Origin of the sequence: Aureimonas sp. AU20, assembly GCF_001442755.1 — a bacterium.
In the GTDB taxonomy this organism is placed as follows: domain Bacteria; phylum Pseudomonadota; class Alphaproteobacteria; order Rhizobiales; family Rhizobiaceae; genus Aureimonas.
This window is the reverse complement of the sequence record NZ_CP006367.1, coordinates 1,884,607-1,896,219: the sequence shown is the minus strand read 5'-3', so window position 1 is coordinate 1,896,219 and position 11,613 is coordinate 1,884,607. Positions and strand designations below refer to the sequence as shown.

15 protein-coding genes are annotated in these 11,613 nt (G+C 65.0%); 5 read left to right on the top strand and 10 right to left on the bottom strand.

What is annotated here, in order from left to right; genetic code table 11:
• Positions 1–98: 98 nt before the first annotated feature.
• The 4 genes from M673_RS08345 to M673_RS08330 form a co-directional block, all read right to left on the bottom strand.
• Entirely contained in the window at positions 99–932 is an 834-nt protein-coding gene (locus tag M673_RS08345) for a MetQ/NlpA family ABC transporter substrate-binding protein (protein WP_061977739.1), read from the bottom strand.
• 214 nt (positions 933–1,146) lie between these two features.
• A complete protein-coding gene (locus tag M673_RS08340; protein WP_061975264.1) occupies positions 1,147–1,458 on the bottom strand; it encodes a hypothetical protein in 312 nt (103 codons plus the stop codon).
• Between the two features lie 235 nt (positions 1,459–1,693).
• Positions 1,694–2,059, bottom strand: coding sequence for a hypothetical protein (locus M673_RS08335; RefSeq protein ID WP_061975262.1), 366 nt, complete (start codon positions 2,057–2,059; stop codon positions 1,694–1,696).
• 127 nt (positions 2,060–2,186) lie between these two features.
• Positions 2,187–2,549, bottom strand: coding sequence for a hypothetical protein (locus M673_RS08330; protein ID WP_061975260.1), 363 nt, complete (start codon positions 2,547–2,549; stop codon positions 2,187–2,189).
• A gap of 515 nt (positions 2,550–3,064) precedes the next feature.
• Here M673_RS08330 and M673_RS08325 point away from each other — a divergent pair.
• Complete coding sequence (locus M673_RS08325; protein ID WP_061975258.1) at positions 3,065–3,277, top strand: cold-shock protein; 213 nt, start codon at positions 3,065–3,067, stop codon at positions 3,275–3,277.
• 340 nt (positions 3,278–3,617) lie between these two features.
• Entirely contained in the window at positions 3,618–4,487 is an 870-nt protein-coding gene (locus M673_RS08320) for a BA14K family protein (protein ID WP_061975256.1), read from the top strand.
• Positions 4,488–4,524: 37 nt separating this feature from the next.
• On the opposite strand, the gene M673_RS08315 is transcribed toward M673_RS08320, so the two are convergent.
• Together M673_RS08315 and M673_RS08310 are read right to left on the bottom strand one after the other, a co-directional pair.
• The gene (locus M673_RS08315) at positions 4,525–5,166 is read right to left on the bottom strand and encodes an MBL fold metallo-hydrolase (protein WP_061977738.1); all 642 of its coding nucleotides are present in this window, start codon (positions 5,164–5,166) and stop codon (positions 4,525–4,527) included.
• Between the two features lie 131 nt (positions 5,167–5,297).
• Entirely contained in the window at positions 5,298–6,188 is an 891-nt protein-coding gene (locus tag M673_RS08310; RefSeq protein ID WP_061975255.1) for a branched-chain amino acid aminotransferase, read from the bottom strand.
• A gap of 274 nt (positions 6,189–6,462) precedes the next feature.
• On the opposite strand from M673_RS08310, the gene M673_RS08305 reads away from it, so the two are divergent.
• The 3 genes from M673_RS08305 to M673_RS08295 are packed head-to-tail and all read left to right on the top strand — an operon-like array spanning position 6,463 to position 9,166.
• Positions 6,463–6,999 carry a MarR family winged helix-turn-helix transcriptional regulator gene (locus M673_RS08305; protein ID WP_061975253.1) on the top strand — a complete coding sequence of 179 codons (537 nt, stop codon included), beginning with the start codon at positions 6,463–6,465 and terminating at the stop codon, positions 6,997–6,999.
• A 10-nt stretch (positions 7,000–7,009) separates the two neighbouring features.
• Positions 7,010–7,723 carry a response regulator gene (locus M673_RS08300; protein ID WP_082639241.1) on the top strand — a complete coding sequence of 238 codons (714 nt, stop codon included), beginning with the start codon at positions 7,010–7,012 and terminating at the stop codon, positions 7,721–7,723.
• Between the two features lie 24 nt (positions 7,724–7,747).
• Positions 7,748–9,166 (top strand): ATP-binding protein, encoded by a 1,419-nt coding sequence (locus M673_RS08295; protein WP_244493053.1) that lies wholly within the window; start codon positions 7,748–7,750, stop codon positions 9,164–9,166.
• Positions 9,167–9,185: 19 nt separating this feature from the next.
• Here the strand turns inward: M673_RS08295 and M673_RS08290 are convergent, their stop codons facing one another.
• The 4 genes from M673_RS08290 to M673_RS08275 all read right to left on the bottom strand — a co-directional run bounded on the left by M673_RS08290 (position 9,186) and on the right by M673_RS08275 (position 11,567).
• Positions 9,186–9,545: a tRNA-binding protein gene (locus tag M673_RS08290; RefSeq protein ID WP_061975251.1), complete on the bottom strand. Its 360-nt coding sequence runs from the start codon at positions 9,543–9,545 to the stop codon at positions 9,186–9,188.
• Positions 9,542–10,369, bottom strand: a complete 828-nt coding sequence (proC, locus tag M673_RS08285) for a pyrroline-5-carboxylate reductase (RefSeq protein ID WP_061975247.1) — start codon at positions 10,367–10,369, stop codon at positions 9,542–9,544. Before proC ends, M673_RS08290 begins: the two co-directional genes overlap by 4 nt.
• 1 nt (position 10,370) lies before the next feature.
• Complete coding sequence (locus M673_RS08280) at positions 10,371–10,871, bottom strand: YbjN domain-containing protein (protein WP_061975246.1); 501 nt, start codon at positions 10,869–10,871, stop codon at positions 10,371–10,373.
• A 432-nt stretch (positions 10,872–11,303) separates the two neighbouring features.
• Positions 11,304–11,567 carry an accessory factor UbiK family protein gene (locus M673_RS08275; protein WP_374755543.1) on the bottom strand — a complete coding sequence of 88 codons (264 nt, stop codon included), beginning with the start codon at positions 11,565–11,567 and terminating at the stop codon, positions 11,304–11,306.
• Positions 11,568–11,613: the final 46 nt, after the last annotated feature.

The following is an 11,613-nucleotide window of genomic DNA, read 5'->3' as shown; positions in this document are numbered from 1 at the left end:
GCGGGAATTTTCAGCTTTCAAAACGAGAAGCGGGCGGCGGGCTCCTTATGGAGCATCCGCCGCCCGTTCTCAAAACGGACGAGAGATCGGTTCGGTTCTTACCAGGCCGCGAGCGTCGTGCCCTTGTACCATTTCGCCAAAGCGTCTTTCACCGCCTCGGTTTGATAGGCGGCGACGAGCGTCTTGACCCAAGCCGCATCCTTGTCGCCCTCGTTGACGGCGATGAAGTTGCGATAGGGATTGTTCTCCAGCGGCTCCTGCGCGATCCGCTCCTTCTGCGGGTCGATGCCGCTCTTAAGCGCCCAGTCGGTGTTGACGACGCCCGCGTCGAGATCGTCGATCGAGCGGCCGACGATGCCGGCATCGAGTTCGCGGATCTGGATGTTCTTCGGATTGCTCTCGACATCGATGGCGGTCGCGAGAATGCCAGCGCCGTCCCGCAGCTTGAGCAAGCCCTGCGCCTGGAGAAGGTTCAGCGCCCGGCCGGCGTTCGACGGATCGTTCGGAATGCCGATCGAACCACCGTCCGGGATTTCCGCAACGCTCTTGTGCTTGCGCGAGTAGAGGCCGATCGGCTGGATCAGCGTGTATCCGACAGGCACGATCTTGTACCCGTGCTGCTGAACCTGCGCATCGAGATAGGGCTGGTGCTGGAAGGCGTTGGCCTGGATCTCGCCATTGGCCAACGCTTCGTTCGGCTGAACGTAGTCGGAGAAGACCACGCGCTCGACCTCGAGCCCGTTCTTGGCCGCCTCGGCGGCGACAACCTTCCAGACTTCTTCGTCTTCGCCCGCCATGATGCCGACCTTGACGCTCTCGGCCGCGAAGGCTTGGCCGCCACCCATCGCCATCAACGCCATGGAGGCCGCGACCAAACCGAGGGCGTTGCGACGGGTCACGCCGAAAAGAGAGAGTGTGGAAGGCGAACGCATGAGGAATTCCATTGCATCGAGTTGAGAACCAGCGGTTTCGGCTTTGACACCGGCGCTGCCTCAAAAGAAACCATGCGCCTGCGCTTTTCCAACAATGGATGGCCAAATTTTGCGTGACAGACGCAAAATCCAACCAGCGGGCTCGTCGCGAACCCGCCGGTCGTTCAATTCGAGGGATGTGTCGGCGTCACCGACCGGCTTGGGGTTGCTGCGCCTATTCCGGTTCCTGACCGGGGACGATGCCGTTGGAAGGTGTCGAGGCTTCGATGGTCGAAGTCCGGCCGTTGACCAGGGGAACGCTGGAAGCCTTTCCGCGAGCATCGCCCAGCCCGTAGAGAAACGGGATGCCCTGATTCTCAACCAGCGGGACGGTTCGTCCGTCGGGCCTGACATAGTGCCCAACCACCTGCTCCCGCTCGCGCGGCGACAATTGCAGCACCTCGTTTTCCGAAGCGATCGCGCTGTCCACCACCATGACCGCGCCGAGCACGGCCAGTCCAACGATCCAAAAGCGCTTTCCACTCATCGTTTCATCTCCTATGCGCCGTTTCCGACGCTTGTGAAGCTTTCGCCGGACGCCCTCTTTGGCGCGATCATCGCGGGGTCTGCCCGGGAACGAGACCGCCCGACGGGGTCCGGTCGGTTCCAGCGTCGGTCAGTCGCCCCGTGGTGCACCCCGCCGAAACCACGAGAGCTGCCAGCAAAGCGCCACGAATGACAGGTCCGGCGAAGCGTCTTCGATTTTTCCTCATCGCCGACGATCAGCGAACCGGAGCGCCGGGAGAGCCGAGCGGGATGCCGATCCCGCCATTGGTGTCGGGAATGGCGCCGGGCACGCGCGTCAGCGTGTTGCCGGCCGTGCCGGACGCGTCCGGCGCCATCACCCCATAGGCGCCGACCCCGTTCGATAGGCCGCCGGGCCCGCGCGGAGAGTCGTTCCGGCTGGATGAACTCGTGTCGAGACCGACACCGGGAAGACCGGTCGCCTGCGTTTGGAGCGGTCGCCCGGACTCGACCTGAACCACGCGCCCGCCGCGTGGGATCGGAGCGGAGTCCTGCGCCATAACGGGAACCGAGGCGGTCATGGCGGAGAGGCCGAGAGTGGCGGCAAAGAGCTTGCGGATCATGAGGATGGCCTTTCAAAACCTTTGAAGCCCAACGAGGCTGGGCTCGCCCGCGTTCCGCAGGCTAGAGGGCGACGGAACGAAAAAGGCCGCCCCGATGGGGCGGCCCGCTTAGAGACGTCGGTGTGGTTCAGTTCGAGCTTTGGCCCGGGACGATGCCGTTCGACGGTGTGTTGTCCTGAGCGGCCGACGCGGCACTCGGGTCCATGCCTTCGGTCTGGACGCTGGTGCCATCCGGCTCGCCGGAACGCTGGATGGAACCAGTGCTGGTGCGATCTTCACCCATCGGGGCCATGGTGCCCGTGCCCATCCCGGTTGACGGCGCTGCGTTCGTGTCGCCCGTGGTTGCGGCTTTGCCCATCTTGTCAGGCGAGGCCTGCGTCGCGGGCGGGACGACCGGGGCTCCTGCCGTGGACGCGCCATCGGTGGACTGAGCGAGAGCGGGGAATGCGGCGAAGCCGATCATAGCGGCGGCTGCGAGAATGGTCTTCATGGGAAAGAAACCTTCCAAACGAATTGGCCTCGCCGTGCGAGACTTCAAGAAGTAGAAGACTTCTCCAATCGATAAGTTCCCCTTGCGATGCAGTCTCCAATCACATCCGCGCGACGGAAATTGCGGCGATCCAATCTCGGAACTCATGTTGGCGGATTTCTATTCAAGTTACTTGAATTTCAGCAGAACACAGGCAACAATTCGGCTTGGTGTCATAAATCGGACAAATGACACCGAATTTAACCGCCTGGTCTAAATTCTCGCGTTGTTCGCTTTGAGCAAAAGGAAAGAGGTGACAAAAAACTTTTGCTTGCAAAGTCAAGAAAGTGCCTTCACAAGTTTGACGTTCGGGCAAATTCGCGAACTCGGGTGATGGACGAATTGCGTATCGGAGGCGCATCCTCCGGGTGGTCCGCGAAAGCGGGTCGCGATGTATCGTTTCCTTTTCCTCGCATCAAGACTTGCCTGCAATGCCCTCAGGGAAACCTGAACAGACTAAGGAAAAAGGTTCGATCATGGCGCAGACTGGTACTGTCAAATTCTTCAATACCGAAAAGGGTTTCGGTTTCATCAAGCCCGACAATGGCGGCGCTGACATCTTCGTCCATATCTCGGCCGTCCAGGCTTCCGGGCTTCCGGGCCTCGTGGAGAACCAGAAGGTTTCCTACGACACCGAGCCGGACAAGCGCGGCAAGGGCCCGAAGGCCGTCAATCTCGAGATGGCGTAAGCCTTCAGGCCAATCACCCATTGGGGTGCCCTCGTTTTTCAGCGGCTCGTCCGGCGGTGTCGGACGAGCCGCACTTGTATTGAGTTGACGCGTCGTCAGCTGAATGACTGACAACTTTGCCGCCTACATTTTTACTGGCGCTAGCGGCATCCAGGGCCTCCGCATCATATCAGCGCGCCGTGCAGATAACTCGGCGCATCGTACTCACCCCGATTGACCACGCCGAGCGTCATCAACCCTCCCCCACCTGCTTGACGACGATCGGTTTCATTTCGGAACGAATGGCTTGGCACGCCTCTTGCTGTAGTCTTGTTAACGAGTTGTTAACGAGAGCATCGAGATGCGTGCTGAAAGCCTTCTCCTGTCCCTGACCCTGCTGGCCGTTGCGAGCGGTTCGGCGATTGCCGGCGATCTCGGCCTCATCGAGGACGTGGCCTCTTCCACGCACCACTTCGAGGAGCTGTCCGGAACGAGGCTCGCTTCGGGCTATGGCCGATACGAGGGATCGCGGGGCCACTCGGTTTCCCATGTGGCGCCGCTCTGGCCGGGCTCGGAAGGCGCGCCCTACGGAACCTCCGGCACCGGCTCCAACAGCGTCGCGGTGATCCAGATCAACCGCGCGGTGGACGCGGGGTCGCGGGCGGCGAGCTTCAAGGTTCTGCCGGGCGCCACGGGACCCAAGATCATCGATGTCGAGAGCGCGCGCCTTGATCGGCGGCCCTATGGCCCGAACGGGCTGGACATCGTCTATGCCGGCACCACCAAGATCATTCGCATCAGCCCTGATTTTCAGCGGGGCCGGGCCGACACCAAGGACGATGTCCAGATCGGGCGGGCGGAAGGCGCGGTCGAGTTCGCCAAGCTCAGCCCGGCTGAACGCGCGGTGACCGTGTATCCCGACTCGGACGAGCCGGTGGACGGGCCCGCGCCGCGCGCCCCGGCCGCCGCGCTGCCCGATGTCGCCCGCATTCCCGTGCCCATGCCGGCCCCGGAAGATGCGCGCCTTGCCGCGCAGGCTCCCGCTGTCGCGCCCGCCGCCCCGGCGCCGACAAGCCCGCCGGCGGCCGCCGCTCCCGCCGGCTTCGAACCGTGGACGGAAGACTGGCTGCGCGACTGCGTGTCCCGCTACCCCAATTTCGACGCCTCGCTCGGGACCTATACGGACGAGGGCGGCCGTCGGCGCTTCTGCACGGGCGACGCCGCTCGCTGACCGGCTCGCCGTCCCATTATGGAACAGGCGCGCTGTATCAGATCAGAAACGGATTGCTGCGTCGTTCCACGCCGAGGCGGCTTCCCGGCCCGTGACCGCAAAGGAAGCCGACATCGTCTCCCAGCGGCAGGACCTTCTCGTGGATCGAGCGCAGGAGCGTCGCGTGGTCGCCGCCCGGAAGATCGGTTCGGCCGATCGAGCCGGCGAAGAGCACGTCGCCCGCATGGAGAAAGCGCGATTCCCGCTCGAAGAACACGACATGGCCAGGCGAATGGCCGGGCGTGTGCAGAACCTCGAAGCGATGGGGCCCGAGTTCCAGCGTCTCGCCCTCCTCCAGCCAGCGATCGGGCGCGGCGTTGCGCACGCCGCCCGAAAGGCCGAACATGCGGGCCTGATCTTCCAGGCGCGACAGGAGCGACTGGTCCGCTTTGTGCGGCCCGATGATCTCCGCGCCGGTCGCGTCCTTCAGGTCCATCGCGCCGCCGGCATGGTCGATATGGCCATGGGTCAGCCAGATGGCCTCGACGGTGACGCCGAGCCGATCGATCGCCTCCAGGATCGCCGGCACGTCGCCGCCGGGATCCACCACGACGGCGCGCTTCTCTTCCGTATCAAAGAGAATGCAGCAGTTCTGCCGGAACGGGGTGACGGGAACGATCTCGATGGAAAGGCGGCTCATGGTCATCCTTGCGACATCCGCGACGGGGCACGGCCTATGATAGGGCGCCGGGCGGGCTCGAACCGCATGGCGCCGACGAAAAAGCCGGCCCCACGACGGGAGCCGGCTTCGCATCGAAGGAGGCCTAACGACTATTCGGCCGCGAGGCGCTTGGGCTGGACCTCGGCCATATAGTCCTCGACCAGCTGGCGGGTGATCTCGCCGGGCTGGAAGCGATAGGGGCCGACCTCGGACACCGGCGTCACCTCCGCCGCCGTGCCGCAGAGGAAGCATTCGGTGAAGCCTTCCATTTCCTCCGGCTGGATGGCCCGCACCACGACCTCGATGCCGCGACGGCGCGCCAGATCGATCACCGTGCGGCGGGTGATGCCGTCGAGGAAACAATCCGGGTTCGGCGTGTGGATCTTGCCGTCCTGCACGAAGAAGACGTTGGCGCCGGTGGCCTCGGCCACCAGACCGCGCCAGTCCAGCATCAGGGCGTCGGCATAGCCCTTGGCCTCGGCGGCATGTTTCGAAAGGGTACAGATCATGTAGAGGCCGGCGGCCTTGGCGCGCGAGGGCGCGGTGCGCGGGTCGGGCCGGCAATATTCCGCGATGTCGAGACGAATGCCCTTCATGCGCTGCTCGGGGTCGAAATAGCTCGGCCATTGCCAGATCGCGACCGCGACATTGATGCGGTTCTTCTGGGCCGACACGCCCATGCTCTCTGAACCGCGCCAAGCAATCGGCCGGACATAGGCGTCCTGGAAGCCCTGCCGCCGCAGAAGCTCGCTGCAGGCCGCGTCGATCTCCTCGGCGGAATAGGGCACGGTGAAGCCCAGGATGCGGCCGGATTCGATCAGCCGCTCGGTGTGCTCGCGCAGCTTGAAGATCTCGCCGCCATAGGCGCGCTCGCCCTCGAAGACGGAACTGGCATAATGCAGGCCGTGGGTGAGGACGTGAACCTTGGCATCCCGCCAAGGCACGAATTCGCCGTTGAACCAGATTTCGCCGTCGAGCGCATCGAATGCCACGGTGCTCATGATGATTGTCACGCCCGGTCGCGGGCGCCCTTTCCTGATCGTTCGGCCGCGCCGCCCTCTGGCCGCGCGCCCCTCCCCTTCGCAATCAGCCACGGGCGGCTGGCACCTTCAAGAGAAAGCAGCCGGATGCGGCGGATCGGCGACGGTCGGAACAGACGACGCCCTATAACCGAAGGTGCCGAGGCAAATCGGCAGCGGGCGACGGACTGTTCCAACCCATGCGCAAGGGTGTAACAATGGATGGAATATACGTCAACATTGCTGACCTATTTTGATGGATGCCGCATTGCCCGAGACTGCCCGGCCCGCAGGCCCCCGCATCGTGGAAGACCCGCTGCCCACGCGAGGCGAGCTCGACTTTCGCCTGATCGAGCTCTTCTTCTTCGCCTATCGCGAGTTCACGGCGGACGCCGACTCGCTTTTGACGCAATATGGGTTCGGCCGCGCGCATCACCGCATCCTGCATTTCGTCAACCGCGCACCGGGCATGACGGTGGCCGATCTCCTGGAACTCCTTCAGATCACCAAACAATCTCTGTCGCGCGTCCTGCGCCAGCTGATCGACGAGGAATTCGTGGTGCAGGTGCCCGGCAGCGACGATCGCCGCCAGCGCCGGCTCTTCCCGACGGAAAAAGGCCGCACTCTGACGCTCGAACTGTCGCGCGCGCAGGTTCGGCGTATCGATGCCGCGTTTCGCGCGGCGGCGCTGGACGATCCGGCCCCCGTGAACGATTTTCTTCTGGAAATGGGGATCGACCGCAAGGCGGCGCGGGACTGGTTCGCCCGACAAGGGATCGGAAGGGAGACGTGAGCCTGTGACATTGTCCGAGGGCCTGGGGCGCCAGGAGGCGCTGGACGACGACGCGCCGCATCTGCTCGTCGTCGACGACGATCGCCGCATCCGCAGCCTTCTCTCGCGCTTCCTCAGCGAACGCGGCTTTCGCGTGTCCGTCGCGGCCGACGCCGCCGAGGCGCGGCGCATTCTCGTGGGGCTCGATTTCGACCTGATGATCGTGGACGTCATGATGCCCGGTGAAAGTGGGCTCGACCTCACGCGCTCGCTCTCGGCCATCCGCGACATCCCGATCCTCATGCTGACGGCGCGCTCGGAAACCGACGATCGCATCCTGGGCCTCGAGGCCGGGGCGGAGGACTATCTTTCTAAGCCCTTCGACCCGCGCGAGCTGCTTCTGCGCGTCAACAACATCCTGAAGCGCGGCAACACCTCGCCGATCCAGAAGGTCGAGCATGTCCGCTTCGGGCCCTTCACCTTCTCTTTGTCGCGGCGCGAGCTGAAGCGCGGCACCGAGATCATCCGCCTGACGGAGCGCGAGCAGGACATCATGGTCCAGTTCGCCCAGAAGGCCGGCGACACGATCCACCGGCAGGACCTGCTCGGCGGCGAGGCGGATGTGGGCGAGCGGACCGTGGACGTGCAGATCAACCGCCTGCGCCGCAAGATCGAAAGCGACCCGGCCAACCCGCTCTGGCTGCAGACGGTGCGCGGCATCGGCTATCGCCTGAACGTCGATTGACAGGACCAGAAGGAGCCCGGCGCGATGACGCTGTTCGAGCGCTGGCGGACGGACCGCTTCCCCTCCCTGCCCGGTCTTCCCCCGGTCAAGAAGCCGCGCTTCTGGCGCGGGCCGTTCCGGCATGTGCCACGCTTCGTCTCGCGCCGCACGCCCAAGGGCCTTTATGCCCGCTCGCTCATCATCATCATCGCGCCGATGGTGCTGCTGCAATCCGTGCTCGCCTTCGTGTTCATGGAGCGGCACTGGCAGACCGTGACGCAGCGTCTCTCGACCGCCGTGGTGCAGGACATCGCGGCGGTGATCGACATCATCGACCAATACCCGCAGGACCCCGAATTCCTGACGATCAACCGGATCGCCCGGGAGAGGCTGGGGCTCAATGTCCTGGTGCTGCCCCCAGAGCCTCTGCCCCCGCCCGCGCCCAAGCCCTTCTTCAACATTCTCGACGGGATCCTGTCGGAGGAGCTGACGCGCCAGATCGGGCGGCCCTTCTGGATCGACACGGTGGGCGAGTCGCGCATCGTGGAAATCCGCGTCCAGCTGCCTCATCACCTGCTGCGCGTCTTCGCCCCGCGCAACTCGGCCTACGCCTCGAACACGCACATCTTCCTGGTCTGGATGTTCGGCACCTCGGCCGTTCTTCTGCTGATCGCCATCGCGTTCCTTCGCAACCAGATCCGCCCGATCCAGAAGCTGGCGCAAGCCGCGGAGGGCTTCGGGCGCGGGCTTCCCATGCCGCCGGATTTTCGCGTGCGCGGTGCGTCGGAAGTGCGCCGGGCTTCCGTCGCCTTCATCCAGATGCGCGATCGCATCGAGCGGCAGATCGAGCAGCGCACGCAGATGCTGAACGGCGTCAGTCATGATCTGCGCACCGTGCTCACCCGCTTTCGCCTTCAGCTCGCGCTGCTTGACGACAACGAGGACCGGCAGGAGCTGGAGCAGGACGTCGACGAGATGGGCCGGATGCTGGAGGGCTATCTCGCCTTCGCCAAGGGCGAGGCCGGCGAGGATGTAGGCGAGCTCGATCTCGACCGCCTGTTCGCGCGTTTTGAGAGCGAGGCTGCGCTCAAGGACCGGGCGATCACGACCGACATTCTGGGCGACCCGCTGATCACCGTGCGGCCGGACTCATTCACCCGCCTTGTCGGCAATCTCGTCGCCAACGCGCTGCGCCACGGCACGCAGATCCGGATTTCAGCACGGCACGACGACCGCTGGCTGACGATCTCGGTGGAGGATGACGGTCCGGGCATAGCGGCCGATATGCGCGAGGAGGTCTTCAAGCCCTTCGTGCGGCTGGACGAGGCGCGCAATATCGACGCGGGAGGCACCGGGCTCGGCCTTGCCATCGCCCGCGACATCGCGCGCAGCCATGGCGGCGACATTCTCCTGTCGGATTCTAAACTCGGGGGCCTGAAAGCCATGGTGCGGCTCCCCGTTTGAACGGAGAGCCGGAAGGTCGTCAAAAGAGGCGTCCGCCGTCGGGAACGCGCTGGCTCGGCGCGGCGAGAACCACGTTGCCGTCCTCGTCGGGAAAGCCGAGCGTTAGAACTTCCGAGCGCATCGGGCCGATCTGGCGGGGTGGGAAGTTCACCACGGCCATGACCTGACGCCCGACGAGATCGTCGAGACCGTGGCGCACGATGATCTGCGCGGACGACTTCTTCTGGCCGATCTCGGGTCCGAAATCGATCACGAGCTTGAAGGCGGGCTTGCGCGCCTCCGGAAACGGTTCGGCCGAGACGATCGTGCCGATGCGCACATCCACCTTCAGAAAATCCTCGATACCGATCTGCGCAGTCGGGCTGGTGGCTTCGCTCATCCCTTCGACAGCTCCTCGGCTCGGGTCTTGGCCGCCGAGACAGCGCGGCGCAGAAGCGGGCCGAATCCGTCATCCTCCGCCATCAGGACCGTGAGCGCGGCCTCCGTCGTGCCCTTGGGCGAGGTGACGTTGCGTCGAAGCTGGGAGGGCTCCTCCTCGGCGCGGATCATCAATTCGCCGGCGCCGGCCACCGTATGCCGGGCAAGGCGCATGGCGAGCGCCGGGTCGAGCCCGGCCGCCGCGCCCGCCTCGGCCAGCGCCTCGGCCAGAAGGAAGACATAGGCCGGCCCGCTGCCCGAGACGGCCGTCACCATGTCGATCTCGGCTTCAGACCTCACCCATTCCACCGGGCCGCTAGCCGACAGGAGCCGGTCGGCGACGGCGCGCGCATGCGCGTCCACCCGCGCATTGGCGAAGGCCCCCGTGATGCCACGCCCGATCAGGGCCGGCGTGTTCGGCATGGCCCGCACGACGGGATGCTCGCCGAGCAGCTGCTCGATCGATGCGATCGTGCGCCCGGCCGCGACCGAGATCACCAGCGTGCCGGCCACGAGCGAAGAGGCCAGAGGCGCCGCCGCCTCGTCCAGAAGCTGCGGCTTTACGGCCAGGACCACCACGTCCTGCGGCTCGGCCGGCGCCGTGGTGCTGTGGCGCACGCCCTGTTCGAACAGAGGCGCGATGGCATCGGACGGGCGCGGATCGACCACGGTGACGCTCGATGGGTCGAGCCCGGCGGCGATCCAGCCACGCAGCATCGCCCCGCCCATGTTGCCGCCGCCGAGAAGCGTCAGCTTACCCGCCGAAAAACCCGATGCATCCGACATGTCAGGCGTTCCCCACCGTGTCGAACACGGCGCAGGCCAGGGCGCCTTCGGCGTCCCGGTCGGCCCAGAGCACGAACTGGAAGGCCTGATAGTAGCGCTCGCAGGCTTCCAGCGCCGCCGCGAGAAGACGCTCGGCCTGCTGGCCCGAAGGCTGCTGACCGCCCGGCAGGAGCATCGTGTGCCGGAACATCACCGCTCCTTCCGAGGGCCACAGGTCGAAATGGCCGAGAAGCTGCTGCTCATTGATCTTGGCGAGAAGGCGCAGCACCTCCCCCTCGCGCCGGGCCGGCACCTTCATCGAAAAGGCACATCCGAGGTGTAGGACTTCCGCATCCTCCATCCAGCAGAAGGAGACGGAATAGTCGGACCAGACGCCCGCCACGGCGACTTCGATCTCGTTCTCGCAGCACCGCTCGAAGGCCCATTCGCGACGCGACGCGACGCGCTCGATCACGTCCACCGGGTTGGTGTGACGCCTCGGTTCCCATTCTGCCAGTTGCATCTCAATCCCCATGCCGCACCTGAGACGGGACCAGCGGGCGCCGCACGCTGCCCACCGTCCGCAGAGCGCGTGCCTCGCACGCCCCGCTTCCGCACTCCGGGCCGACCGCCGCCGTGGCGAATCAACCTTATGAATCAGTGTATAGAGCGGGACTCCGGATGCCAGAGCGCAGCGGGGATTTTAATCGTTTTCAAAGGGTTTTCGGGTGTGGTCGAAACCAGCCTTCGGGGATAAGCGACTCCCCGAAAAGGCTTTTCCGATTCGCAAGTATTCCGGCGAGTCCCGCACAAATCTGTGCATAGGCTGTGGATAAGATTCGAGCCGCTTTGCAAGCCGGATTCCGACCGTCTCACCGTCCCGTTTCGGGCCACGAAAAAGGCGGCCCGGATGGCTCCGAACCGCCTCGCTCCCTCTCTTAGAGAGAGAAATCGACTACATCGCCTCGGGCACATCGGCCGGCTTGATCTCGCCGCCCAGTCGCGCTTCCAGCTCGGCGATGCGCTTCTTCAGCGCCTCGTTTTCCAGACGAGCCTTGGTCGCCATTTCGCGGACGACCTCGAACTCCTCGCGCTGGACGAGGTCCATCTGGTTGATGAAGCGCTCACCCTGGGTGCGGAAGACGGTTTCCATCTCGCGGCGCACGCCCTGAGCCGCGCCGGCCGCGTCGGTCATCATGCGGGCGAACTCGTCCAACATGCGGTTCGGTCCTCGGTTGGTCATGGCTGGGCTCCGATGGCTTCAA

What these genes read in the sequence shown, in the direction of transcription:
- M673_RS08345 (WP_061977739.1), bottom strand. Translation starts at nt 932, where the DNA reads ATGCGTTCGCCTTCCACACTCTCTCTTTTCGGCGTGACCCGTCGCAAC.
- M673_RS08340 (WP_061975264.1), bottom strand. Translation starts at nt 1,458, where the DNA reads ATGAGTGGAAAGCGCTTTTGGATCGTTGGACTGGCCGTGCTCGGCGCG.
- M673_RS08335 (WP_061975262.1), bottom strand. Translation starts at nt 2,059, where the DNA reads ATGATCCGCAAGCTCTTTGCCGCCACTCTCGGCCTCTCCGCCATGACC.
- M673_RS08330 (WP_061975260.1), bottom strand. Translation starts at nt 2,549, where the DNA reads ATGAAGACCATTCTCGCAGCCGCCGCTATGATCGGCTTCGCCGCATTC.
- M673_RS08325 (WP_061975258.1), top strand. Translation starts at nt 3,065, where the DNA reads ATGGCGCAGACTGGTACTGTCAAATTCTTCAATACCGAAAAGGGTTTC.
- M673_RS08320 (WP_061975256.1), top strand. Translation starts at nt 3,618, where the DNA reads ATGCGTGCTGAAAGCCTTCTCCTGTCCCTGACCCTGCTGGCCGTTGCG.
- M673_RS08315 (WP_061977738.1), bottom strand. Translation starts at nt 5,166, where the DNA reads ATGAGCCGCCTTTCCATCGAGATCGTTCCCGTCACCCCGTTCCGGCAG.
- M673_RS08310 (WP_061975255.1), bottom strand. Translation starts at nt 6,188, where the DNA reads ATGAGCACCGTGGCATTCGATGCGCTCGACGGCGAAATCTGGTTCAAC.
- M673_RS08305 (WP_061975253.1), top strand. Translation starts at nt 6,463, where the DNA reads ATGGATGCCGCATTGCCCGAGACTGCCCGGCCCGCAGGCCCCCGCATC.
- M673_RS08295 (WP_244493053.1), top strand. Translation starts at nt 7,748, where the DNA reads ATGACGCTGTTCGAGCGCTGGCGGACGGACCGCTTCCCCTCCCTGCCC.
- M673_RS08290 (WP_061975251.1), bottom strand. Translation starts at nt 9,545, where the DNA reads ATGAGCGAAGCCACCAGCCCGACTGCGCAGATCGGTATCGAGGATTTT.
- proC (WP_061975247.1), bottom strand. Translation starts at nt 10,369, where the DNA reads ATGTCGGATGCATCGGGTTTTTCGGCGGGTAAGCTGACGCTTCTCGGC.
- M673_RS08280 (WP_061975246.1), bottom strand. Translation starts at nt 10,871, where the DNA reads ATGCAACTGGCAGAATGGGAACCGAGGCGTCACACCAACCCGGTGGAC.
- M673_RS08275 (WP_374755543.1), bottom strand. Translation starts at nt 11,567, where the DNA reads ATGTTGGACGAGTTCGCCCGCATGATGACCGACGCGGCCGGCGCGGCT.